The 25040-nt window shown below is 40.8% G+C and carries 19 protein-coding genes, 2 pseudogenes and 1 riboswitch; of the genes and pseudogenes, 6 read left to right on the top strand and 15 right to left on the bottom strand.

Annotation, left to right across the window (positions count from 1 at the left end):
• Window positions 1-344 precede the first annotated feature (344 nt).
• Window positions 345-545, top strand: coding sequence for a hypothetical protein (locus DESDI_RS17775; RefSeq protein ID WP_156801096.1), 201 nt, complete (start codon window positions 345-347; stop codon window positions 543-545).
• Window positions 546-556: 11 nt separating this feature from the next.
• Here DESDI_RS17775 and DESDI_RS02465 read toward each other — a convergent pair whose 3' ends face one another.
• Window positions 557-1858, bottom strand: coding sequence for an IS110 family RNA-guided transposase (locus DESDI_RS02465; protein WP_015261055.1), 1302 nt, complete (start codon window positions 1856-1858; stop codon window positions 557-559).
• Between the two features lie 484 nt (window positions 1859-2342).
• On the opposite strand from DESDI_RS02465, the gene DESDI_RS02460 reads away from it, so the two are divergent.
• Entirely contained in the window at window positions 2343-2549 is a 207-nt protein-coding gene (locus DESDI_RS02460) for a hypothetical protein (RefSeq protein ID WP_041219225.1), read from the top strand.
• Here DESDI_RS02460 and DESDI_RS17490 read toward each other — a convergent pair.
• Window positions 2456-2800, bottom strand: a pseudogene (locus DESDI_RS17490) (PadR family transcriptional regulator). The gene DESDI_RS02460 and the pseudogene DESDI_RS17490 sit on opposite strands and share 94 nt — an antisense overlap.
• Before the next feature lie 523 nt (window positions 2801-3323).
• Between DESDI_RS17490 and DESDI_RS02455 the strand changes: the two are divergent.
• Window positions 3324-5003 carry a PucR family transcriptional regulator gene (locus tag DESDI_RS02455; RefSeq protein WP_015261053.1) on the top strand — a complete coding sequence of 560 codons (1680 nt, stop codon included), beginning with the start codon at window positions 3324-3326 and terminating at the stop codon, window positions 5001-5003.
• Between the two features lie 69 nt (window positions 5004-5072).
• Here DESDI_RS02455 and DESDI_RS02450 read toward each other — a convergent pair whose 3' ends face one another.
• The 12 genes from DESDI_RS02450 to DESDI_RS02395 form a co-directional block, all read right to left on the bottom strand.
• Window positions 5073-6659, bottom strand: a complete 1587-nt coding sequence (locus DESDI_RS02450) for a nitrilase-related carbon-nitrogen hydrolase (protein ID WP_015261052.1) — start codon at window positions 6657-6659, stop codon at window positions 5073-5075.
• Window positions 6660-6712: 53 nt separating this feature from the next.
• Window positions 6713-7666 carry a malate dehydrogenase gene (gene mdh, locus DESDI_RS02445; protein WP_015261051.1) on the bottom strand — a complete coding sequence of 318 codons (954 nt, stop codon included), beginning with the start codon at window positions 7664-7666 and terminating at the stop codon, window positions 6713-6715.
• 84 nt (window positions 7667-7750) lie between these two features.
• Window positions 7751-9085: a dihydroorotase gene (locus DESDI_RS02440; RefSeq protein WP_015261050.1), complete on the bottom strand. Its 1335-nt coding sequence runs from the start codon at window positions 9083-9085 to the stop codon at window positions 7751-7753.
• A gap of 278 nt (window positions 9086-9363) precedes the next feature.
• Complete coding sequence (locus tag DESDI_RS02435) at window positions 9364-10539, bottom strand: M24 family metallopeptidase (protein WP_015261049.1); 1176 nt, start codon at window positions 10537-10539, stop codon at window positions 9364-9366.
• A gap of 18 nt (window positions 10540-10557) precedes the next feature.
• Window positions 10558-11664 (bottom strand): isocitrate/isopropylmalate family dehydrogenase, encoded by a 1107-nt coding sequence (locus tag DESDI_RS02430; RefSeq protein WP_015261048.1) that lies wholly within the window; start codon window positions 11662-11664, stop codon window positions 10558-10560.
• A 53-nt stretch (window positions 11665-11717) separates the two neighbouring features.
• Window positions 11718-13001, bottom strand: coding sequence for a TRAP transporter large permease (locus DESDI_RS02425; RefSeq protein ID WP_015261047.1), 1284 nt, complete (start codon window positions 12999-13001; stop codon window positions 11718-11720).
• Window positions 12998-13525: a TRAP transporter small permease gene (locus DESDI_RS02420; protein WP_015261046.1), complete on the bottom strand. Its 528-nt coding sequence runs from the start codon at window positions 13523-13525 to the stop codon at window positions 12998-13000. The genes DESDI_RS02425 and DESDI_RS02420 overlap by 4 nt, the downstream gene beginning before the upstream one ends.
• A gap of 70 nt (window positions 13526-13595) precedes the next feature.
• Window positions 13596-14630: a TRAP transporter substrate-binding protein gene (locus tag DESDI_RS02415; protein WP_015261045.1), complete on the bottom strand. Its 1035-nt coding sequence runs from the start codon at window positions 14628-14630 to the stop codon at window positions 13596-13598.
• A gap of 596 nt (window positions 14631-15226) precedes the next feature.
• Window positions 15227-16672, bottom strand: a complete 1446-nt coding sequence (gene gatB, locus DESDI_RS02410; protein ID WP_015261044.1) for an Asp-tRNA(Asn)/Glu-tRNA(Gln) amidotransferase subunit GatB — start codon at window positions 16670-16672, stop codon at window positions 15227-15229.
• A 70-nt stretch (window positions 16673-16742) separates the two neighbouring features.
• The gene (gene gatA / locus DESDI_RS02405) at window positions 16743-18206 is read right to left on the bottom strand and encodes an Asp-tRNA(Asn)/Glu-tRNA(Gln) amidotransferase subunit GatA (RefSeq protein WP_015261043.1); all 1464 of its coding nucleotides are present in this window, start codon (window positions 18204-18206) and stop codon (window positions 16743-16745) included.
• A 14-nt stretch (window positions 18207-18220) separates the two neighbouring features.
• Window positions 18221-18505, bottom strand: coding sequence for an Asp-tRNA(Asn)/Glu-tRNA(Gln) amidotransferase subunit GatC (gatC, locus tag DESDI_RS02400; protein ID WP_015261042.1), 285 nt, complete (start codon window positions 18503-18505; stop codon window positions 18221-18223).
• A gap of 773 nt (window positions 18506-19278) precedes the next feature.
• The gene (locus tag DESDI_RS02395; protein WP_015261041.1) at window positions 19279-19935 is read right to left on the bottom strand and encodes a GntR family transcriptional regulator; all 657 of its coding nucleotides are present in this window, start codon (window positions 19933-19935) and stop codon (window positions 19279-19281) included.
• Between the two features lie 822 nt (window positions 19936-20757).
• On the opposite strand from DESDI_RS02395, the gene DESDI_RS02390 reads away from it, so the two are divergent.
• The 3 genes from DESDI_RS02390 to cbiD all read left to right on the top strand — a co-directional run bounded on the left by DESDI_RS02390 (window position 20758) and on the right by cbiD (window position 23922).
• Window positions 20758-22020, top strand: coding sequence for an IS1380-like element ISEcp1 family transposase (locus DESDI_RS02390; protein WP_000608644.1), 1263 nt, complete (start codon window positions 20758-20760; stop codon window positions 22018-22020).
• Between the two features lie 256 nt (window positions 22021-22276).
• A complete protein-coding gene (locus DESDI_RS02385; RefSeq protein WP_015261040.1) occupies window positions 22277-22732 on the top strand; it encodes a MarR family winged helix-turn-helix transcriptional regulator in 456 nt (151 codons plus the stop codon).
• A 44-nt stretch (window positions 22733-22776) separates the two neighbouring features.
• Complete coding sequence (gene cbiD, locus DESDI_RS02380; RefSeq protein ID WP_015261039.1) at window positions 22777-23922, top strand: cobalt-precorrin-5B (C(1))-methyltransferase CbiD; 1146 nt, start codon at window positions 22777-22779, stop codon at window positions 23920-23922.
• A 35-nt stretch (window positions 23923-23957) separates the two neighbouring features.
• Window positions 23958-24134, top strand: a riboswitch (cobalamin riboswitch).
• A gap of 62 nt (window positions 24135-24196) precedes the next feature.
• On the opposite strand, the pseudogene DESDI_RS18520 reads toward cbiD, so the two are convergent.
• A pseudogene (locus DESDI_RS18520) lies at window positions 24197-25003 on the bottom strand (IS3 family transposase); the annotation flags it as partial.
• Between the last annotated feature and the right edge of the window lie 37 nt (window positions 25004-25040).

Raw genomic sequence — 25040 nt, 5'->3', positions numbered from 1 at the left:
CAAAGGGCAGGAGATTTCCTGCTTTAATAATTCCCATATCACTTCCGCTCATCAGCCAATGGTTCCGCCTCATGCTCACACTTCTTCCCACTCTTCAACGCCTGCAGTTGATACAATTATCCTTCTCCTTTTTATCTATCGGATCATATAACTTGCAATTCAACTGCATCACCGCCTGAGCAATTACCATATTGTAGACAAAGCATACTATATACTATCTTAATGTAAAGACCAGCTAATTAAAGTCAAGGTGTAATGTAAAAAAGATTAGTTTCAAGGTCCAAGAAAAAATGGGTACAGGAAACCAAGCCATTGAAAAATCCGAACAATGACCAAATCGATGTATGAGGGAACGAAACGCTCGGCGCTTGCCAGGCAAACTCTCTTTAATATGGGGTAATACTTTGGGGCTTAAGAGACTTTGCCGTCTTCAAGCTTCTGGTGTTGTTCCGTGTCAATGGGATGATGGCGAGCATATCCTCGGCCTAAGGGCCTCCGGTATTCCTCGCATCACCCTTGACACGGGCAAACTTACAACCATGTAACAAAGAGATGTTTAAGCCGCAGGTGCTTGACTGAGCTTTGTATTTCTCCAGGATTGATGATCCTTAGGTTGCCTGATCTCAAAGGGTTTCTGGTCACGAAGAACAGCAAAGATGTAGTGGAGAAGTTTATGCATTACGGCTACGAGAGCTACCTTTTTCTTCTTGTTAACGCATTTTGCCGCGTAGAATTCTCGCAGAACCGGATTAATCTCATCACCTTTGCGCGTTGTACGAATGGAAGCCATAGCGATGGTAAACAGAATTCTTCTCCCTATCCGTGTGCCACGCTTAGAGATTTTGTTTCTGTCACCTTGGAATTTTCCAGACTGATTGACAGATGGATCAATCCCAAAGAAGGCTGTAAAGGCCTTAGCAGACTTGAAAAGACTGAAGTCTCCCATCTCCGCAATGAGCGTAGCAGCCGTTAGAAAGCCAATACCGGGTATGCCATCAAGAAGCTCAATATTCCGCTTGGCATCAGCAGGAAAGAGCTCAGAGTCTATCATCGCATGAATTTGCTTTACAATCCCGTCTAAACTGGCCTGCATGCTTTTGATCCCATCGATATGGACTTTGATCTTAGCATCCAGCAAAGAGAACTCATGAGGCATGGATGAGGCAAGCTGCGCGCAGTCCTTGAGTAAGTTCACCTTCTTTTCGGCCCAAGCCGTACCCTTACGACTGATTTTCGAAATAAGCGAAGTTAGCGATTCTGTATCAGCCGCCTGAATGGCTCGCGGTGAAGGGAACTTTTTCAGAACGGTTAAAGCTGTTTTGCCAAAGATATTAGAGAACACATCAAGGAATCCTGGGAAAAGAAGATAGAGATCGGTGCATAGCCTATTCTTCATCTCAGTGAGGGTATCCGACAAAGCATAATATTCTCGGGTCATCATGCGTAGAGCCAGAATTTGAGGCTCAGGAACCAGAGAAAACTTAACATCTTGGTATTTAGCAAGCCTAGCAATCGCTTCAGCATCTTTTTGATCATTTTTCACTTTTCTTAAGTCAAAGTTTTTGATAGAATGAACACTCAAGGGGTTGAGCACAAAACCTTGGAGGTCATTCGACCTCAAGAAGAAGAAGAGTGGTAAATGAAAGATACCCGTAGATTCTACGAAGTAGATGGGCTTTCGTTCTAACCGCTCTTCTTCTTTTTTTAGGATATCGAGCAGTTTATGAAAGCCAGCAGGATTATGATCAATCCGAAAAGGTTTGCGGATTAGTTCCCCGGAGGGAGCGAGCATTGCAACGATTGAGAATTCAGAAGAAACATCGATTCCAACAACAAAATCATGAAGAAACTGGGACAAATTAACACAACCTTTCAACAGATGAATCAGAGCATCCACTAAAAAAGAATGTCAACAACCTTGCATTTGAAACGGGTAACACGAGAACGTGACCCAACCAGCTAAACATCGAACCATTCTTGTGGAGTGACACGCTTTTTCACGGATAAGCCTCAAAAGAGGGATCCAGGAGGAACGCACATCTATCTCTCTGACCAAAAATGATTATACCAGAGGTTTAGCGATATTGGTTACGTAGAGTGTCAGCTCATTCATCTGAACAATAAGGATTATGGTTTCAAAGAACGTTCGGGTAGGTTTTATAACCTTAACCCAATATCTATCTTACAAGGAGGACATTCAAATGGTATATGGTGTTGGCTGTGAACGTCATGAAGAGAGATTCGAAGGTATTGCAATAGTAGTTGCAATCATTCTTTTACTCATCGCTATGGGCATCGTGTTCTAAGCTTAACTAAATTAAAAGTTGGTAGGAGGTCATGTTATGTACGGAATGGGTTCTTATGGAATGGGCGGCGGCTGCGGCAGATATGGTAGTTTTGTCGGCGTTGGGATCATTGCAATTGCGATTCTTATCCTGATTGCTCTTGGTGTATCTCAGGAGAAGACATGTACGTTACTCCCTATTACTTTGTCGACTGAAACTGAGAAAGCTTCCCAGATTTGTTTCTCTTCTGCAAGCTGCTTTTGACCTTTACTCGTTATTTTATAATACTTACGTTCTTTGCCTGTCTCGCCTTTAGTCATATACTAGGTGATTAAGCCATTGTTTTCAAGCTTATGGAGCACAGGATAAAGAGTCCCTTCTTTAAATTGAAAGGTTTTATCAGAACGTGCTTCCTGCTCTTTATTAATTTCATAACCATATCGATCCTACTCGCTTAACAACGATAGAAGCAAGAGATTGGTACTCCCACAGATTAAACCTTTATCCATTTTCATAAAGCTACCTCCCTATAAATATACATTGATTTTCAAGGTAAATTAGACATAGAAGATCAAGGTATAACAAGAGATACTTTTGAATATTTCGGAACTCGATGTCTTAACCCACAATCTTATAATACGTCCTCGCCAAGACGTAAAAAACGGCGAAGACCGGGGCCGTTATGGCCGTCCAGAAAGCGAAAAGCGGGATATTAGTGGAGTTACCCATCCTCGCTTACACTTTTTCCGGCAGACTTACATTCTAGTAAGGTTTTTTTGACACAGCTACTCTTGGAACATTGATAAGTACAGGAAGAATGATAAGAGTCAAAATTTCTAGCGCAAAAGCTATTGCGACTGGGCCCAATTCGATGTTACGCTAGCCATAGGGTTCAGTATAATATTTCTAATAATAGTGTGATCTCATAACAAACAAAGAATTCAATTTATATACTTAATTCACAATTTGGGCTATAATCAATTATATTCCACTAAAAACAATTATTTTATCAGTGTTTTACATTCTAGGAGGATGTATATGATTACAATCCAAGATGTCCTTAAGTCTGACGTTTTTCAAAAATATAATATTTTAGCTGGTGAGAATGGTTTGTTACGTGAGGTCACAACGATTACTATCGCAGAAGTTCCTGATTCCGCCAACTGGTTAAGGGGAGGCGAACTCGTCTGTTCAACGGCCTTTTTTATTAGTAACACTGAGTTAGAACAAAATCGGTGGATCGAATCATTAATAGCAAACGGCGCATCTGCTTTGGCTATTAAAACGAGTCGTTTTCTCGGGGTATTGCCAAAAAATATTATTGAATGCGCTAACAAGCATAATTTCCCTATCATTGAACTTGATCATGAAGTTACTTGGCCGGTAATCATTGAATCATTTATGAGTTTCTTAACAGATCAGCGCGTTAAAATAATGGAACTAATTGAAGACATCCAAAGGAATTTAATTAACCTTGTTTTGGAAAACAACACTGTACAAACCCTTGTGAATAAAATCTCTGAATTAGTTGGCAATACTATCATCATAGAGGATGCCAAACTCAACGTAATTGCTTTCGGTAATGTCGAAGGTGATATCCAGTCTCATCTCGACTCCCCTCTTCTCAAGGAACGAATTAGCAATGATTTTAGGCAAAATGTGATGAAATCAAACTTTTATAAAAAAATTAAAAGCGGCGATAAAAAACAAACTCTTGAAACCTATATTGATAGACCTGAATTAGGAAATATCAGAAATTATATGATTCCAATCTTTTCAAACAAAACAATATACGGGTTTATTTCCTTATTAGAAAGTCATCAAATGTATTCAACGAAAGATTTAATGATATTGAAAAACTCTTCAACTGCCATAGCGCTTCAACTAATGAAACAGTATCTCAATCAGCAAACCTATAGAAAAAAGAACTTGGCCCTTATTGAAGACATTATTCACGGACGAATTCACACGCAAATTGTATTCGAATATGATTTTCTTAATGTAAATCTATCGAACCCCATGATTGCCATACTTGTAGATTATACTGAGCCTAATCTTGAAAATAATTATTTTTGGGAACGTTCAGAAGATCTCATAACCATGATCATTAAGAAACACTTAAATAAATACTTTAACCAGGTGCTGATTGGCAACAATGGATCGTTATTCACATTATTAGTTTCTTTTCAGCCCAATCAGATTAAGGGAATAACATCACTAGTCAAACAAACCATGTTTAGCGCCCTGGAAGAATTATCGAATCAATTTGGAGTGAATAAATTTAGCATTGGAATTGGGGGAGCCTTTCCTAGCCTAGAAATGACAGGAAAAAGCTTTAAACAAGCAAGCACTGCTTTGTCTGTAGTGAAAAAATGTTATGGCAGGAGAGGTAACTTACTTCATTTTGAGGAAATTGGTATTCATCGCATTCTTTCCATGATTCAGGATACCACTAAAATTAAGGATTTTTGCGATGATTTCCTCCTTGATCTTAAAAAATATGATGAAGAAAATGGAGATGTATTAATAAACACCCTCCACGAATACCTTATATGCGATTGTGTAGTGAAAGAGACCGCTAAAAAAATGTTTGTCCACCCTAACACTGTAAGTTACCGGATAAAGAAGATTAAAGAACTCATAAAGCATGATCTAGACATCCCAGAGTTCAAGTTTGCCTATTTATTTGCTTTGGAATCCTATGACTTATTAAAATAATTACTTTTTTGAGTGAGACTAAGAACTGCCTTCACATCCAATGTTTACATTGTGAAGGCAGTTCTTGTTTTAATTGTTTTGAGTTAACTTTTCATAATGACCTGGAATCCGATCTAGAACAATATGAGTACCAGGCACTACTGCTTTTAAGCGTGCATTGCAGAAATTACAGTAAGTACCTGTGGCATGAAGCGACTTACCAAGCAAAGTTGATGCAATGATACCTCCTGACGGATCAACGATAAAACTTGCTGCACTTGAAGAATTACCAAGAACGTCGGAATAAACTGCAATAATGAAAATCCGATTCTCCGCGGCCCGAGTCCGAGCTAAAGGGGCGGCCTTTTCAAAGGACATGCCATGCTGCCAAATGACGGCATCGGCCCCACTAAGCATTAAACAACGGGCAGCTTCAGGTAACAACATTTCTTTTTCATGAAGAAAGCCTATATTACCAAAGGGCAGGCTTTGAACTAAAGGAAAACTATTTTCTGGGTTAATAGCATCACTTTGTGGAACTGAATCCATGGTGCCATAGCTACCTAAAACTTCCTTGTTACTGATTAAACAGGTTCTTGTTCTTCCATCGGCAGAGCCGGTCATTATAATATATTGATTATCACTTAATAAACCTTGATAGGAAGTAGTATCATCTTCACCACTAATTGCAGGTAGAACAATGAGATTTGGCTCTTGTTCTAAAAGACGTTTAACATGTCTAACTCTAGCGTCTTTAAAATCAACATTCTTAAAATCATCATTATCGAAAGAACTGCTTACGGTGATGTATGGTGTTAAAAGTTCGGGTACAACAGGTTCTGTCAAGCAGTTGTAAATCGGTAATTTTTTTGTTTCAGTCGTTAATACAGTATATAGATCCGGGCGTCTGAGGGGTAGATCCTCCTCAACAACACATTCAATCTGGCCCTTAGCATCTGTTGGGATCTCTACTGAAACGATCATATTCTGATCTGATGGGGCCTGCGCAACACAGATTCCATCCGGACTATAAACAGCAGAACGGCCTGCATAGGTCACTGTTTCTGCTTCGACACCCCATTTATCGGAAACAGCCAGCCAGACTTTATTTTCACGAGCTCTTGTAGCAAGCATATAGTCGCTCTGAGCATTACTTAGCTTTTTTATCTCTGGTCCAGTTGCCGTAAGGTTTGCCAAGTCAATAACTAGTTTTACATTCTCCAAGGCAACGCACCGCACCAACTCCGGTAAACGTGCATCTGCACAGATAACGATACCTACTTTACCAAATTCAGTATCTGCTGTTACGACTTCAGCCCCTTGACTAAACCATCTCTTATCAAAGTGCCAGAGATTGCTTTTCGATTTTCTGGCAATTTCGTCTCCTTGAGGGTTAATAAGACTAGCTAGGTTTTCATTATTGTAGGCGTAGCCAAAAGCAATATACGTCTTTGTTTGCTTACAGATTTCTTTTATCTCATCCAGAATCGTTTCGATGGTTTCCTCAACTTCCGGCTTTTCATAAGAAGGTAAAAAGTAAGCTGGAAAAACACTTTCTGGAACTATAAGTAGATCATGATTTTGGGAGGCTTCAACGATTAATTTTTTTATTTCAGCCCAGGCTTTTCCAGACTCTTTCCAGTCTTGAGCTTCTACCTGCAAACATGCTAATCTCATACTAACCCACCCTCACTTTATAAATATTTTATTTACTTTACTTTGATATGGTCTTAACTAATCAACTGAATTTTGCGCTCTAAAATAGAATTAATTCCACATCTCACTGATGCAACAGATCGATCTATTAGTTCCCTTTCGTCAGGCAGTAGCTCAATGGATAATATTTTTTCAACTCCATTTTTTCCGATAACAGCAGGAACACTTAGTACCAAATCTTTATACCCTAGTTCTCCTTCTAAGTGTACCACACAAGGCATTACACGATGCTGATCCAACAAAATCGACTCTACTATTGCTGTTAAAGCAGCAGCAGGCGCATAATATGCACTTCCATCGCCTAACAAATTCACAATTTCCGCACCGGCATGACGAGTTCGTTCGATGATTTTTTTAATTTTTTCCTCACTAAGCAATTGCTGAATTGGTATTCCATGGACAGAACAATAGCGTACAAGTGGTACCATGTCATCGCCATGAACCCCTAGAACAAATCCTGTCACATCTTCGGAAGACACTTTAAGCTCATCCGCTACAAAGTACCGAAATCGTGCTGTATCAAGTACACCGGATTGACCGATAACCCGATTCCGAGTAAAACGTGACGCTTTTAGAGCAATGTATGTCATTATATCAACTGGATTACTTAGAATGATAAGAGTGCAATCCGGTGAATAACGTACAACCTGATGAACTACATTTGTGATAATCTCAGCGTTAATATCGCATAGTTCGTCACGAGACATACCTGGCTTACGTGCAATGCCGGCAGTAATAATAACAACATCCGAATCGGCTGTACTTTTATAATTCGAAGTACCTGTTATCTGAACACTAGAATGGATCAAAGGGCTAGCCTCCATTATGTCCAGAGCTTTCCCCTTCGTCGGATTCTCTTTTGACGGCGTATCCAGTAAAACGATATCTCCTAACCCTTTCATGGCGAGCATAAACGCGGTTGTAGTACCGGTGAATCCAGATCCAATTACTGTTATTTTTTTAGTCATGCTTTTCATCCTCCTTATAGATAATACTTCAAACCACCTACCGCTATGGGACGTGGTTTGAAGTGTTATGTCTACTTGAATATTTTAAGCACGCTTCACGTATTTTCCGTCCCCAGGTTTTCCTAGTAATTGACCCTCGGACATAATGACTTGACCTCTTAACAACGTCATGACAGCCTTGCCGATGCATTCAAAACCTTCGAACGGCGTCCATTTAGCTTTAGACTGGATTGAATCCTCTTGAATAGTCCACTGTCTTTCCATATCAACTAAGACTAGGTCCGCATCTGCTCCCACGCGAATACATCCTTTTTTCGGGTATAAACCGAGAGCCTTCGCTGGATTCTCAGAATACATTTGCACAAATCTTTCTAAGGAAAGTTTACCTTTATTAACCGCTGTTAGCATTACTGAACTCGTGGTATCGATACCCGGTAGTCCGAATGGTGTTTTCCATATTGATCCTGAAGTTTTATGCTGTTTTGTTGAAGGAGCATGATCCGAAGCCAGAATATCGAGATCGCCATTACCAACCAGTTCCATTAATTCCTCAGATTCTTGGGCTGAACGTGACGGTGGCGTAAACTTCCCAAAGGATCCCCTCTCTGCAAGAGTATTTTCCTCGAGGTATAAATACTGTGGGCAAATCTCTGAGAGAACATTAGCGCCACTTGCCTTTGCTTGCAGAACTGTACGAACTACATCTGGATGACTCAAATGGGCAATTGTTACACGGGCTCCCGTTTCTTTGGCAATAAAACATACATTGGCTACCGAAACAGCTTCAGCATCTTTGGAGCGCCATTCTTGAATCACATGACCATCTTCACGATTGTTTTCCTTAAGAATTTTTTCGTTTTCTGCAGTTAATGCTTCATCTTCACAATGAACTAAGACGCTCCCACCAAAAGAAGCAACTTTTGAAAAAGCACCATAGATGCTCGCATTATCTTGCCCAGGAACACCATGTGTGGTGCAGGTAAACATCTTAAAATAAGATACTCCTTCCTGCCAGAGCTTTTCTAACTCCTCATACTGACCTGGCCATATATGTGCTGCGAAGCCAAAATCGACTAAAGCCCTTTGCTCAAAATATTCCTTATACTTCGAGAAATCTTCAACTTTAAGGATTGGGCGACTATGAGTATGCTCAATTACCGTTGTCACTCCAGCCATAGCAGCCGCGGTAGTACCATGGATGTAATCTTCACGCTCGCTTTCCCCTAGATCCATAAAATGAACGTGTTGATCAATAAATCCCGGTAAAACGAAAAGTCCTTTAGCATCAATCGTTTCCTTTGCGTTGACGAGAGGCGTAGAGCTTATTGCCTCAATTTTTCCGTTGTTAATCGTTATACAGCCATCAATCTTACCTTGTTCAGTTACAATTTTTGCGTTGACGATCTGAAGGTCGTACATAAGTTACACTCCCTATAAATTATTATCATATCTTTACATCTGAGTTCTTTAAAAAGTTAAATAAACTAGGCCACGTAGAATTCACATAGAGTCCTAATTCTAGGAGTTTCCGAGAATTTTTAGGCACAGCAAAGCAAACGTTTACTAAGGGATATGTTTACCTTTCTGAACCCGAAATTCTTACAGTGGTAAACCTTCCATGTTTAACGTATCAAGATATCCTGGGTTATTTCGCTCCACCTACTAGATGTAATAGGTGGAGCTGTAGAACTTCATTCTTAAATAATTGTTAATCCGCGCGGATGCTTGGTCATACGTTTTGCTCCATCGGCAGTTACCACGAAATTGTCACCAATCTGAACAGAAGCACCCTTAGCCTTTACTGTGGGATGGATAGCAAGATACATGTTTTCTTGGAGCACCATGTCATCAAAGGCATCAAAATAGGGGCGCTCTACCAGCCCGTAACCTTGACCATGTCCGCACAAACGGATTTCAGGATCAAATCCATGCCTGGTAAGCCATTCGTTGCAGGCTGCGAAAACTTCTTTCCCTCTAACACCTGGTCGGCAAAGGTCTGCCAGATAATCCTGAAGTACTTCTCCAGCTGCCATAACCTCCACCATCTCAGGAGCAGGTGTGCCAACATTAAAATAACGATGAAGATCTGCGTAATATCCGACAAGATTAGGTACCTCAAACAATACGTTGAGAGCGTCACCCTCTTGAATAATCTTGTTTTGATAATGAATATGATACATAGGTCCTGCAAGACGTGACGAACAAACGAAAAGGTTGGAAAGGTATTCGTCAGCACCCATTAATAATGCTAGGCGATGAAGGTCGGCACCGAACTCCCGCTCTAAGCGTCCTGCGTACACAAGTGAAGGAATAGCATAAGCCGCAGCATCGTGTAAATCGCAGGCATCCTGCAAGAAGCTCATCTCTTCCTCTGATTTAACAGCAACTAGGTAGTCAAACTCGTCAGTCACATCGACTGTCTCAACTCCTGGAAGTCCCTTAAGTAGGTTATTGTAGAAACCTGCAGTGATAAGGTTCATTCCAATAAATCCAAGCTTTTTGCAGCCTTTCTTTTGGATGACTTCCACAGCTTTTTGAGCGCCAAAGGAATCGGCGTAACATGCATTATTGAAAACAGGGATTGCAATGTTATTGGTTAGACCAACTTCCCATGGTACAGCTTTGCCACCTGTTCCTCCATGACTAATCATGGTCATACCCCCGTCTTTGTCGAAAAGGAGGTAAGTGTAATGAAGAGAACGCACCTCAGCAAACCAGCGGACATATTGGCAGAGCACGCCTTCATTGGCTTGGGTAACAACGTAATCTAATCCGCGCTCTTTCATGAATTCCTTTGCTAGATTCCAACGGCGTTCCATCTCCACCTTGGAAGGCCTACCCTGATAGCGGACGTTATGTTCAATTTTAACCATTTCAATTTCCCCTTTACCTTAAAATTTAACTACTTGCATTGCTTTGAATACTGCTTCAGCCACCTCGAAAGTATTTGCACTTCCTCCAAAATCTTTCGTTTTGGGGCTACCGGTCGTTAAGTTATATTCCACAGCCTTCTGGATGAGTTTGGCACCCATGCGTAAGTTGTCATCGCCACAATCATTACCGATTGTATCCAGCAATAGGCTACCCGTAAGGATGCTAGCAAAGGGATTAGCAAATCCCTTACCCACTGCACGTGGGAATGTGCCATGGTTCGGTCGGAACTGCGGAGTCACCCCTCCAACATCTGCCGTGGGAGTAATACCCATGCCGCCAGTAATATAGGCTCCGATATCACCAATAATATCGCCAATCATATTCTCACAGGCGATGACATCAAATCGATCCGGGTCCTTAATAAGATGCTCCGCCAAAGCATCCACTTGCGTGAAATGCAATTCAATATCTGGATAATTTGCACTGATTTCAGTGAAAATCTTTCGATAGAAGTCGAAACAAGTAACATTTCCATGCTTATTTCCCAAGGTCACCATCCTTTTACCGTCACTACGACGGCCATTGCGTCCACGAGCATACTTAAAACAAGCATCGGCAAATTTTTCTGTGGTGCTACGAGTGACCACGATAGTATCATAAGCAGCATCCTCACCAATCATATGACCGGGTCGAATATAAAAGCCCTCCGCAAGCTGACGAACAAGAAGCACATCAATCTCTTCTTTATTTTTCAGCGGGCAGTCAATGCCTTTTAGTAATTTTAAAGGACGCAAACCAATACTGTTACCCATACCACTGCGTAAAAATTGAAGGACTTGCATTCCAGTCTTGTATCCTGGATATTCAGATTTCGACATTTCTACATCATAGTGACCTGATGAACCACAGAGCATAGCATGTGCCTTAGCAACTTCTTCCCCTAGGTTTTCCTCGCACATCTTGCCGGTTTTGACTGCATACTCGACGCCTGCATCATAATATTGAAAATCCAATTCGAAGCCACTAAGAATTTGCTGTGCCAGTTGCATTGCTTTGGCGCCCAACGGAATCACATCTTTACCGACTCCATCCAAAGGGATTACCGCAATGTTATATTTTTTCATAAAGCTCTCTCCTCTCCTGGTGCTGGATATCTAGAGTTTACCTACTAATTCAACTAAAAAAGCTTCAATAGATTTGGCAACCACATAGCTACTCCTGGTATATATGTGAAAATCAACAAGCTTATCAAACTAAGGATAACAAAGGGCATAAGTGCTCTTACCATAGTAAGATAGCTAACATTGAATTTGCTCACTCCAGCGAAGATGTGAATACCAAAGGGCGGAGTATTGGTTCCAATGGCAGTGTTTAAAACAATCAGCACGCCAAATAGTGATGGATCCATTCCCATTCTTTGAATAACGGGGAAGAGGATAGGCACCATGATGACCATTGCCGAGAAGCCATCAATAAACATACCTAAGACAATAAACACTATGGTAATAATGAGTAAAACCATGGAGTCTGGGACATTTAAGAGCAACTGCCCAACGGTTTGCGGAATCTGCGCAATGGTCATAACCCAAGACATAATTGTTCCGGCAGAGATTAAAACCAAAATCATAGTGCTGGTCTTAGCAGATTGAATAGCAATTCCAAATATCTCTTTAAGCTTAAAGGAGCGATATACAAACACTTCGATGACTAAGGCATATACGACGGCCAAAGCAGCAGCTTCAGTGGGGGTCACAAACCCTCCGTAAATACCACCTAAAATAAGCACTGGTGCCAAAATGGTCCAAAAACCTTCTTTTAAGCTCTTTAAACAAGCCCTGGCGTTAAATTTACCAATGACGGGAATCTTATTTTTAATGGCATAAAAAACACCATAAGCAGCAAGGATGACACCGAAAACTATACCCATACTCAGTCCGACTAAAAACACGTCCTGTACTGATGTTCCAGTAATAGTAGCATATAAAATCATTGCAACTCCGGGGGGAATCAATGAAGATAGACTACTGCTAGTACTGATAAGTCCATACGAAAAAATATCATCATAATTTCCTTGCCGTAAGGCGACCAAAAAAACACTGCCCAAGGCTAACATGGATGCTGTTCCCGACCCTGATATTGCACCAAAAACAAGAGAAGCAAGAACTACTGTTATGGCAATCCCACCTTTAAAATGGCCTACCATATCCTTTGTCATATTGATGATTTTATCGCCCATGACGCCCCTAGCAATAATATCTGCCAAAAGAACGAACAGAGGAAGACTTAATAACGTAAAGGAGTTAACTCCTGAAATCATCCTTTGAACCACAATGGTCGGTTCTACACCTGATAAAAATAAGAGAACAGCCAAGGTTGCAGGCATAGACAGCGCTACAAATACAGGAAAACCAATGAATAACAAGGCAATCATCAATATTACTAAAAAAACACCTGTTGTCAAGTTATTTCCCCCCTCATTGCTTGTCTTAACTTAATAGCGACAAGCTTTAGCGCATTAATAGCCATAAGAAATACACCAACCGGGAAACCTAGGTAAACCCATGCCATGGATGCGTTGATGGTGGACATTGATTGTCCAGTCATATACACATCTAAAGTCATATTCCAGCCAATATATGATAGATAAGCCAAAAAAACACAAACAATAGTGTAAATAAAAACATCCAAATACAGGACCACTTTTTTTGAAATAAATCTCGCAATTAAATCCATGGTTACATGTCCTGTGGATCTCATCAGAAGGCTAGCCCCAATAAATATGACCCAAACCATAATGTATTGTGTTATCTCGGATGCCCAAGGCACTGTTGTTCCGGCAATAGCGCTATACAAAATATTTAGAAATAAGATTAATGTAGCAAATATGAGACCTAAGGATACTACTCCCTTTTCAATCTTAGTCTGGAGATTATCGAGGGTAATAAGGACTTTATATTTGGAAGTGTCTTTTGCAGTATCACCCATTGTAGTCACTCCTTCCTTAATTTTAGAGGGTTGGGATGAAGAACTCCCAACCCTCTATGAGAATTTTTAATTAATTTAGTCCTTGAATCGCTTGCTTAATACCATCTAGAATTTGCTTGCCCTTGTCACCATTTATTTTCACGTACTCTTCTTCCATCTTGCTGGTTTGCTCTTTAAGTTTCTCAACTAAATCCTCAGAAGGTTGAAGGAATTGAACACCTGGCATGTCAGTTCTAGCTTTTGCAGTTGTATCGTCAACGACACCTGCTGCTGCAGGTGCTGCCACTTCTGCACCATCAGTAATAATTTTTTGGAGATCTTCAGGAAGAGCATCATACCAATTTTTGTTAACCATTATAAAACTTGTCAACGCAAAATGTTTGGTCTCTGTCATGTTTTCACAGACTTCATAGAACTTATTTTCATACATTTGAGAGATAGGGATATCTAATGAATTGATTCGACCCGTTTGTAATGAAGTATAAACTTCGGAAAATGCAATAACATTGGGCGGGACGCCTAAGTTTGTATAGTAAGTCTTAGCAATGTTACTACCAATGATTCGAAGTTTCATATCTTTTAATTGATCTGCCTCAGTTACTGGATCCTTAGATGAGATGGTTGAATAGCCCTCAAACAAAGTGGCTAAGGCCTTAAAACCTTTTTCATCACCTGTAGCCATAAATGCTTTGAATTCATCCGTTTTATAAAGTTCTAATAGTTTCTGTTGATCAGTTGGGAAAAGGTAAGGAATATCAGGCAAAGTAAAGATTGGTTGGAAATCCGTTACAGATGTGGTTGGAAAAACAACCATCTCTATTGACCCTGTTTGTAAACCTTCGACTTGTTCCTTGGAGTTACCTAGTTGTGAATTTGGATAAATTTGAACTGCGATTCTGCCATTACTTTCTTTTTCTACATACTCTTTAAACTTTAAGGACACTGCATGACGTGGGCTCTGTTCGATCTGGGTATGTCCAATTTTCATTACAATTTGTTTTTCACTTGACCCTGCGTTACTGGAGTCTCCACCGCTATTCGTTTTTGAAGCGCATCCAGTTAAGGTTAAGGTAACGGCTAGAATCAACCCGATTACTTTTTTCATTTGAATTTACCTCCTAAAACTTGACCTTAAGACTGAAAAACTAAAAATCACTGCATCAAGGCTAAAAACAATTTTACCCGTGAGTAATTTCGAGACGTCACATCCCCCCTTAACTGGATTTGTTTAGGCAGCCAACCCAAACAGTTCAAAGCCTGTTGGGTCACTCTGTCGCTCCAGCAAATGAAACATCAATTGCTGATTGTGTGTATTTCCTCGAATTTTCTTATCTTTCACACTTTGATTATACAACAAAGTACCTCTGATTCATTTATCGCTAGCAAACAAATATGTGCTCAAATAATTGTTAACGATAACTAGCATAGGTGGCAAAGGTCCTAGCAGTCGTTAGTCTTGTATGTTAAAATTACCCATTGCCTTGTCCATAGCTGCAGTCCTTGTCTTACTTGGAACTGTCAATAAAAACTGGACACAAAGGGACTTTTTTAAGTGTCCACTTTACGGGGTCCATTTTAATATTCTTGAAGTGCTTTGCATTTGATTATACAGAAAAAAAAACCTAAAGATATAGACTCTTTATAAAGGCGTCTATTCTTTAGATTCCCGCTCAGTGGCAATTCCAGCTTTAGCACCACCTACTATTTTTTTGTTAGCATTTCCCTAAGCATCCCATTGACGGCACCTGGATTGGCCTGCCCTTTGGTGGCCTTCATGACTTGACCAACCAAAAAGCCGATGGCTTGTTCCTTACCGGATTGGAAATCCTCCACGGACTTAGGGTTCTTAGCGATAATCTCCGTAAGAATCTCAGTTAATTGTCCCTCGTCAGAGATCTGAACCAGACCCTTTTCCTCCACGATTTGCTCCGGCTCTTTACCTTCCTTAAACATCAGCTCAAAAACCTCTTTGCCGATTTTGTTGCTAATGGTCCCTTTCTTAATCAGCGCAAGAAGTTTAGCTAATCGATCTGGTGTAACCTTAGCCTCACTCAGCTCCAGATTTTGGGCATTCAATAGACGTAAGAGCTCCCCCATAATCCAGTTGCTGATTAATTTAGCATCTGGAAATTGATCCAATGTGGCATCAAAAAACTCAGCCAAATCCAGTGAGCTGGTAATGACGGCCGCATCATAAGCCGGCAGCCCGTACTCTTCAACTAGCCTTTTCTGACGAGCATCGGGTAATTCCGGAAGGGAAGCTTTTACCCCTTCGATCCACTCCGGTGTCAGCTTGATATGAGTAAGTTCTGCATCAATGAAGCATCTATAATCAGGGTTTTCCTTATTGCGCATCGATAGGGTGATCCCCTTATTCTCATCCCAACCCCTAGTCTCTTGAATGATGGCCTCCCCATCTTGCACTACAGCAATCTGCCTCTCCACTTCATATTCAATAGCGCGCTGGACAGCACGGAAGGAGTTCATATTCTTAATCTCTGTCTTTGTACCTAGAGTGGTGGTCCCTACCGGGCGAATGGAGACATTGGCATCGCAGCGTAGAGAACCCTGCTCCATCTTCACATCGGAAACACCCGTATATTCTAAGATGGCCTTCAGCTTCTCGAGATAAACTTTAGCCTCTTCACCTGAGCGAATTTCTGGTTCGGAGACGATTTCAACAAGAGGGATTCCTGAACGGTTATAGTCCGCACTAGAAGAATGAGAAGTAGTAATCGAGGCGCCGGAATGAACTAGCTTACCAGGATCTTCTTCGATATGAGCCCTAGTAATGTTAATCCGCATCTGCTGATCCTCAACCTCAATATCTAAATATCCTTTATAGGCAATGGGCCGGAAGACCTGTGAAACCTGATAGCCTTTTGGCAAGTCGGGATAATAGTAGTTTTTGCGATCAAACCAGGTATGGGTGCCTATTTCGCAATTTAAAGCCAGTCCAGCCTTGGTGGCCAACTCTACGACCTTTTTATTTAAAACCCCTGCACTACCAGGTAGTCCAAGGCAAACCGGACACACTTGCGTATTGGGCTCTTTGCCAAATTCAGTAGAACAACCACAAAATAACTTGGACTGTGTTTTTAACTCTACATGAACCTCTAAACCAATAACTGCTTCATATGTACTCATTTTGACCCCCTATTAATAATTGTCCTCTTCGACAAACTCCATCTGAAGCTAAGAATCACTTGATACTGAACTAGCCACGGATTAGATTAGGTTTCAGACGAGTTTGATCAGTATTTTGTTCCAAAGCATACCCAACCCTCAGTAAGGTTTTATCGTTGAAGTGACTGCCGATCAATTGCAGGCCTACGGGCATTTGATCTACTAATCCAAAAGGCAGAGACATTGCGGGCAAACCAGCCAGACTAGCGGGTATTGCACAAACATCAGACCTATACATGGCCAAGGGATCCCCAGCCATTTCACCACTTCTATAGGCAGTTGTAAGGGTGGCAGGGGTCAAAAGACAATCCACTTTTTCAAAAGCTTGCGCAAAATCCTCTTTATTAAGAGTCCGAACCTTAAGAGCCTCTGTGTAATACTCATCATACTTTCCAGTGCTCAACACATGGGTACCCGTTAAGATTCTTCTTTTCACTTCGGCACCAAAGCCCTGACTGCGGGTCTTCATAAACATGCTCAGGACATCTTCCCCATCGACTCTTTGACCATAGCGCACTCCGTCATAGCGTGCCAGATTAGAGCTAGCTTCGGCACAGGAAATGATGTAATGAGCCGTTACGGCGTATTCGGTATGGGGTAAAGAAATCTCTATACAGCTAGCTCCTAATTCCTCTAGTTTCTTAATGGCTTCTTGGAACTTCGCTGCCACCTTGGGTTCCACCCCTGCCGCAAAATACTCCTTGGGTAAACCTATTTTTAAGCCTTTCACATCATTGATGAGGCTTTTTTGGAAATCGGGAACAGCCACCAAAGCTGATGTTGAATCATAGGCATCATGACCACAAATCGTGTTGAGGATCAGAGCCATATCGGTCATATCTCGGGAAAAGGCACCCATCTGGTCAAGCGAGGATGCCGTAGAGATCAGACCGGTTCTTGGCACATAGCCGTAAGTAGGCTTAAAGCCTATTACTCCGCAAAATGCCGCCGGCTGACGGATATCCCCTCCCATGTCTGAACCTAAGGCAAAAGTAGTTTCCCCAGCTGCTACTGCAGCTGCCGAACCTCCACCGGCTCCTCCAGGAACCGATGTATAATTATAAGGATTTTTGGTAGTAAAGAAGGCTGAATTCTCCGTAGAAGAACCCATACCAAACTCATCCATATTGGTTTTACCGATTAAGATAGAGCCGGCTTTCTTTAACCGAACAATCGCAGTGGCATCGGTAGGAGGAATATAGTTATTGAGCATTTTTGACGCACACGTCGTCTTAACTCCACCTGTGCAAATATTGTCTTGAGCGGCCATCGGTATTCCTGCCAGGGAAGATAGTTCTTCCCCCCGCATCCGTTTCTCATCCACTAGCCTAGCCTGATCTAAAGCCTCCGTTTCTGTAATCGTTACAAAAGCTTGAAGGTCATTGTCCATTTTCTTAATTCGGTTCAAATAATCCTGGGTTATTTCAAGACTGCTGACTTCCTTCTTCTCTAGAAGTCCACTCAGTTGCTGAACTGTTAATGTATTGAGTTCCATGAAAAGCCTCCTGTCTAGATAATACGAGGTACTTTAAAAGTCCCTTCTTCTTCCTCTGGGGCATTAGCAAAAACCAGTTCCTTGTTCATTCCAGCTTGTGGCACGTCTTCTCGAAACACGTTAATTATAGGGAGTACCAGGGAGGCCGGCTCTGTGGTTCCTAGGTCCAGTTCTTTCAAGCGATCCATATAGCTTAAGCTTTCCTCAAGAGACTTAGTGTAGGTGACTTCTTCCTTAGGAGTCAGTTCCAGGCGACTCTGCAAAGACAAACGCTTCATATCCTTTTCAGTAATCTTCATGGGTTCACATCCTCTACAAGCAAAATCATACTTAAAAACGAATTGCACTATTTTCCCATTAATTTATAGCATAACACAGGATTTTCGCCAATATTCACATTTCAACAAATTACTGATAATCCTTCTTGAACAAGCAAAATTCACACTCAATATTGACCAGACTGCAAGCAATTATTTCCTATTCTTTTAAAAAGTTTTCAGCCTCCCAACAAAAAATTCCCACAAACGAATAGTTGAGGGAACACACTATAATAACTCACACGTAAGATTCAATTTATTCCAATTTCCCCGAAACCGTTTTTAAATTAAGCCAGTTCAATTAAAATATCTTTAGCCCCTTCCCAAAGGATTTCTCGTCCAAGACCTTGCAATAGTTCTGTCCCTTCAATGATTGTCACGAAGTGATTGCCTGCAAGTTGTCAACTTTACTTGAAAAGCTTGTACTTCCATAGGGTAATAATATTTCAGTCTCACTTATTCCTCCTGGATAAAGCGATACCTCCCTTTGGAGGGATGACTTGTATGATTCTCGTATCCTACTCCAAAGTTTAAGACCCCCAATGGGATCGAGGTCGCCTCACCACTCCACCTAACATGGATTATTTACTTTTAAAAGGTAATGACCTAAGAAACACCGAGCAGGTTTCGGGAGCTCTTTGTTCCTCCATTTTTGCTTTGAAAATATAATTTTCGATAGTTATCTTCAATAAAGTAGCATCAATAATTCTCCACCATTACTCCATAAAATGACTTTGCTTAGAATTTCTATTGTGCTAATGTTTGGCCTCATATTGGAGTGAATAATACTCCCAGTCCTTTTCAATATGTTTTCGAATGACCTTTTCTACCTTGTAAGGGTCTTTGTCCTTAAGGGCATCAATGATCTCTTTATGTTCATCAAGATACTCCCTTGATCGTGAATAAAGCTTCACTTCCCTGTTTCTCGATAAGATACTTAGCGAACGAATCTTTTCAACAATTTCGATCAATCGGCTATTTCCGCTAATGCTAACGATTTTATCATGAAAGGCCGTATTTAAGGCAACAACTCGCTCAGGATCATCTTTCCCATAGGCGATTTCTGCTTCATTCACAAGGTGTATCAATTCAGCGATTTCATCATCATTTATCTTCTGTACCGCTAAAAAACCCGCATAGGCTTCGGATGCAATCCGGCATTGGTAAACTTCTTTAATGTCGTCTATATCCATCGGGTTGACTACTGTGCCACTATCGAGGTTAACAACAAGCCCGTCCTGCTCTAACATGCGCATTGCTTCCCGAACCGGACTGCGACTCACCCCTAATTGTTGTGAAAGCTTAAGTTCACGCAAACGTTCGCCCGGTTGTAATTTCCCAGATAAAATGGATTCCCTTAAGATTTGATATGCTTGTAAATGAAACGGAATCGTTTTGATTACACTCTCCATTATCTCACCTCATCATTTCTATATTCATTCAGTAGCGTCTCAGATGTTTATCTGACGTTGGCAGACCTACCTAGACTCCATGATTAGCATGATGGTAGATGGCATCCGCTAAAATGTTCACCCCCTTTAACGAAGAGCTTATCCAACAGGGTTCATAATCTCCCTCCGTTTACTAATCGTCGACTGCATATTGCTTTTTGAATTCAACAATGCGGGAGTAAAATCCTTTATTGCATAAAGGAAAGAGAGTCTTGCTAACTCCTTTAAACAAGTTGTTTTGCAATGCCCCCATCTTATCACTTCCTTGTAGCTCTTCTAAGATAGATCGGTAGATTTAAGTAATCTTTGTATGGAGGGAACTCAATCCTGGAATCTAAAGTCTTGATGACAACTAAGATGAGAACGACGAGCAACATACGGCCAAGCAGTTTAATTATAAAAATTGTTAATCGGGGTGTCAGGCAATTATGGACTGCACCCCGTCAAGTAGACAATTGAAAAAGTATAAATCTTTTCTGCCAGCGGGTTACACCTACTGGCAGTTTTTATGCTGCTTGTAAATAACTTTCATGTTTCTCTATTGGTGTTAATACGCCAAGATCCCTTTGTAATCGTTTGTTGTTATAGTAATTAATACCTAGATTCTACGTCAGTACTTCAAAAAGCATAATCAAAGCCTTGATAAATATGCGTTCCTTCGAAATTCAGCTTTCACCCATTGGGTGAAAGAAAAGTGCTCAAAAATATGTTAAATTATCAGCTTTTATGACTCGATATATGGTAAAATAATAGTAAGAAAAGTAGTAAAAAGGGGTTCTAATTATGATTAATAAAATTGATTTCAAAGCTAAGAATCTAACATCAAATGCAGGTCTTTTTCTGCTCCTTGAGAATGCAAAAAGCAATGGGATTTTTGATTTTATTGAAAATGACCTCGTATTTGATAATGACTCAACAAATAAAATCAAGATGAATCATATAAAGACCATGCTCTGCGGTCACTTCATTGGCATTGATAAGTTAGAACGTCTAAAGCTACTTCAAAATGATCCCCTCGTCAACGAGTTTGATATTTCCGTAAAAGAACCTGAAACAGTGTCACGGTTTCTAGGAAACTTCAACTTCAAGACAACCCAAATGTTTAGAGACATTAATTTTAAAGTCTTTAAAAAACTGCTCACTAAAAGTAAATTGACATCCATTACGATTGATATTGATAGTAGTGTAATTAACGTAGAAGGTCATCAAGAAGGTGCGTCAAAAGGATATAATCCTAAGAAACTGGGAAACCGATGCTACAATATCCAATTTGCATTTTGCGACGAATTAAAAGCATATGTTACCGGATTTGTAAGAAGTGGCAATACTTACACTGCAAACGGTGCTGCGGAAATGATCAAAGAAATTGTTGCTAACATCAAATCAGACGATTTAGAAATTTTATTTCGAATGGATAGTGGCTACTTTGATGAAAAAATTATCGAAACGATAGAATCTCTTGGATGCAAATATTTAATTAAAGCCAAAAGTTATTCTACACTCACCTCACAAGCAACGAATTCATCAATTGTATTCGTTAAAGGAGAAGAAGGTAGAGAAACTACAGAACTGTATACAAAATTAGTTAAATGGGAAAAAGACAGAAGATTTGTCGTATCTCGCGTACTGAAACCAGAAAAAGAAAGAGCACAATTATCACTTTTAGAAGGTTCCGAATACGACTACTTTTTCTTTGTAACAAATACTACCTTGCTTTCTGAAAAAGTAGTTATATACTATGAAAAGCGTGGTAATGCTGAAAACTATATCAAAGAAGCCAAATACGACATGGCGGTGGGTCATCTCTTGCTAAAGTCATTTTGGGCGAATGAAGCCGTGTTTCAAATGATGATGCTTTCATATAACCTATTTTTGTTGTTCAAGTTTGATTCCTTGGACTCTTCAGAATACAGACAGCAAATAAAGACCTTTCGTTTGAAGTATGTATTTCTTGCAGCAAAAATAATCAAAACCGCAAGATATGTAATCATGAAGTTGTCGGAAAACTATCCGTACAAGGGAGTGTATGAAAAATGTCTGGTATAATAAGAATATCATCAATAAAATTGAGTGTTGCTCTGTGGATAACTTGCAGAGTTTATTAAGTATCATTGCAGCAAAGATGAAATCAATGATTTATCAAAAATGATTGAAAGGTGGTTGTAAATAATGTTACAATGTGTGAGAAGCAGTCTAAATTCTTCGTGAAATAGTGATTTTTGAAGCTAATAAAAAACACACGTGGAATTTAGGACATATATGGCGTAAAGAAGTTATTTGTTTGGCTTTGGAGGCAGTATCGATGAGAAGTATGGTGTTTGAGAATGAGATTTGGGATTTTTTAAGGACGATTAGTGAGAGTATGGCCAATGCTTTCCGCCCGATCGTTGAAAAATACGATTTAACTTTGATGCAAACTCGTATTTTGGTTGAAGTTAAGGAAGGTGGCCCCCACACTGTAGGTACTTTAGGAAGTATCATCGGCCTTTCCAGTGGTAATGCGTCATCAATGTGTAAGAAATTAGAATCAGCTGGCTTCTTAAGGCGTGTACGAGATCCTGAAGATGAGCGTTATGTAAAAATAGCTCTTACCAAGCATGGAGAAGAGACCATTTTTCAGATAGAAAAAGCCCTCGAACATCGCTGTGGTGCGTTTCTGGAAACCAAGGGTGAAGAGGAATATCAGCGCTTTGCCGAATGCATGGGTCAAGTGCGGTTGTTTATTAAAGAAATGTATGAATTTGACTCCCAAAAGTAAATTTAAGTTACTAGGCTAATACCAAGAAAGTTAGGACGGCAGATATGAGAAAAGAGAAGAAGGAAAGGCATTCTTGGAAAACGGGATATACCACAGGAAGCTGTGCAGCCGGAGCAGCGAAAGCCGCGTGTCTATGGCTCCAAGGAATAGACCCGGGTCCGAAGATCGAGATTACTCTGCCTCGAGGAGAACAGCTTCCCCTACCAATTCACAATAGAGAAAAGGAGAATGATTGGGCGCGGGTAGGAATAATAAAGGATGCAGGAGATGATCCGGACGTTACCCATGGTCTAGAAATACAAGCCCAGGTGCGAATCCTTTCCGACCAAGGAAAAATCCATATCTGCGGTGGTCGGGGAATAGGTGTCGTCACCAAAAAGGGACTTCAAGTCCCTCAGGGAGAGCCTGCCATCAATCCTGTGCCACACCAAATGATTGAAGCGGCTGTACGTGAAGTTTTTCCTCGGGAAGAAGTCCAGGTTGTGATTGAAGCGCCTGAAGGAGAGAGTATTGCCCAAAAGACTCTCAATCCCCGTTTAGGAATCATCGGGGGAATATCTATCTTAGGAACCACAGGGATTGTTCGCCCGATGTCAGAAGAAGCGTTTAAGAATTCGATCCTTCCGGAGTTGGATCAAGCGATGGGCTATGGTCATAAAGCTATTATTTTGACCCCAGGCAACTATGGGTTTAAGGTAGCCAGCGGACAACTGAGGGTGCCCGAGGAAGCTATTGTGCAGATGAGCAACTTTGTGGGTTTTTTATTGGAAGAAGCCGCTTATCGCAAGTTTGAGAAGGTGGTACTTTTGGGCCATATCGGAAAGCTTATTAAAGTTGCTGGTGGAATATTTCATACCCATACCCATGTGGCCGATGCTCGCATGGAGATTCTTGTGGCACATGCGGCACTGGCCGGGGTTCCCCAAGAGTCATTGCTAAAGTTCGCTGAATTTCCTACAGTTGAAGGGGCTGCTGAAGAAGTACTGGCTCAGGGATGGGGCGATTTGCTCTTCCATTTAGCGAATCGGGCAAGTGAGCGGGCTCGGGAGCATGTTCGTGGGGATTTGCTGGTGGGTACAGCATTCACCTTGCTTAATGGTGAGATTATTGCTTGGGATGCTCGAGCTGAGGATATTATCAAGGAATTTTGGTATTGGCCGGAAGCCAAGCAGGATTTACGGGAAAAATAGAGAATTCAAGGATAAGGAATAGAGAAAAGAGTCAGAATTAAATAAAAGTTCAAGGTTCCTCTTTGAGGATGAAAAGGGAAGTCGGTGAAAATCCGGCGCGGTCCCGCCACTGTGAACCATGAGTGCCCCTCAATAACCCACTAGATAATTCCGGGAAGGGAAGGGGCGTGATGACTGGAAGCCAGGAGACCTGCCTTGAATTGTTATATTCACACCTACGAGCGATGGGTGTTGTAAAAGAGCCGCTCAAGGCTCTTTTTATTTTTATACGGAAGGGAAGATAAGGGATAATATATTTCTCAATCATTTCAACTACAGATTCTCTGCTAGTAAATCTCTTTCCGTAATAACGCTCTCTTTTGATGATCCCCCAAAAACCTTCCATTGGGCCATTGTCAATACACTTAGCTACTCTTGACATACTATGGATCATTCCAGCCGCTTCAATCTTCGCATGAAATACTCGGTTTGTGTATTGGAATCCCCTGTCGCTATGGAAGATTGGATGTGCATCCGGGTTAGCTCCAATAGCAGCATCAAATGTATCGAAGACCAAAGCGTTATTATTTGAATCACGTATAATATATGAAACTATGCGTCTATCGTATAAATCTAGGATTGCACTAAGATATACTTTGTGCTTTACCATTCCTACATAATACTTGACTTCTGTTACATCTGTAAGCCACTTTTCATTTGGAGCTTCAGCGGTGAATTCTCGATTTAGTATGTTTTCTGCTATATACTGCGGATTGGCCGCCTGACGTGTACACCCATTGTTCGAATACTTAATGGTAGATTTTATATCTAGCTTGCGACATATGCGCAAAACAAGCTTGTCATTCGCCTTAATGTTATGATATCGTTCAAGATCATCCCTGATTCTTCTATATCCTTTATCCGGGCTTTCTTCATGAATTTTTTCAATCTCATCAGCGATACGGAGATTTTCTGCTTCGTTTTGAGGTATTTCTCTATGCAGCCACTTATAGTATGCTGCTCGTGATACCTTGCCGAACTCACATAGTGTGCTGATTGGATAACTATGCTCTTGGTTTTCTTCTTTTATAGCCTGATATATAAATTCATGGCGAACCAGGCTTAGCGCCGCCTCCTTT

Source organism: Desulfitobacterium dichloroeliminans LMG P-21439, from assembly GCF_000243135.2.
In the GTDB taxonomy this organism is placed as follows: Bacteria; Bacillota; Desulfitobacteriia; order Desulfitobacteriales; family Desulfitobacteriaceae; genus Desulfitobacterium; species Desulfitobacterium dichloroeliminans.
This window is presented reverse-complemented; position numbering and strand designations above follow the sequence as displayed.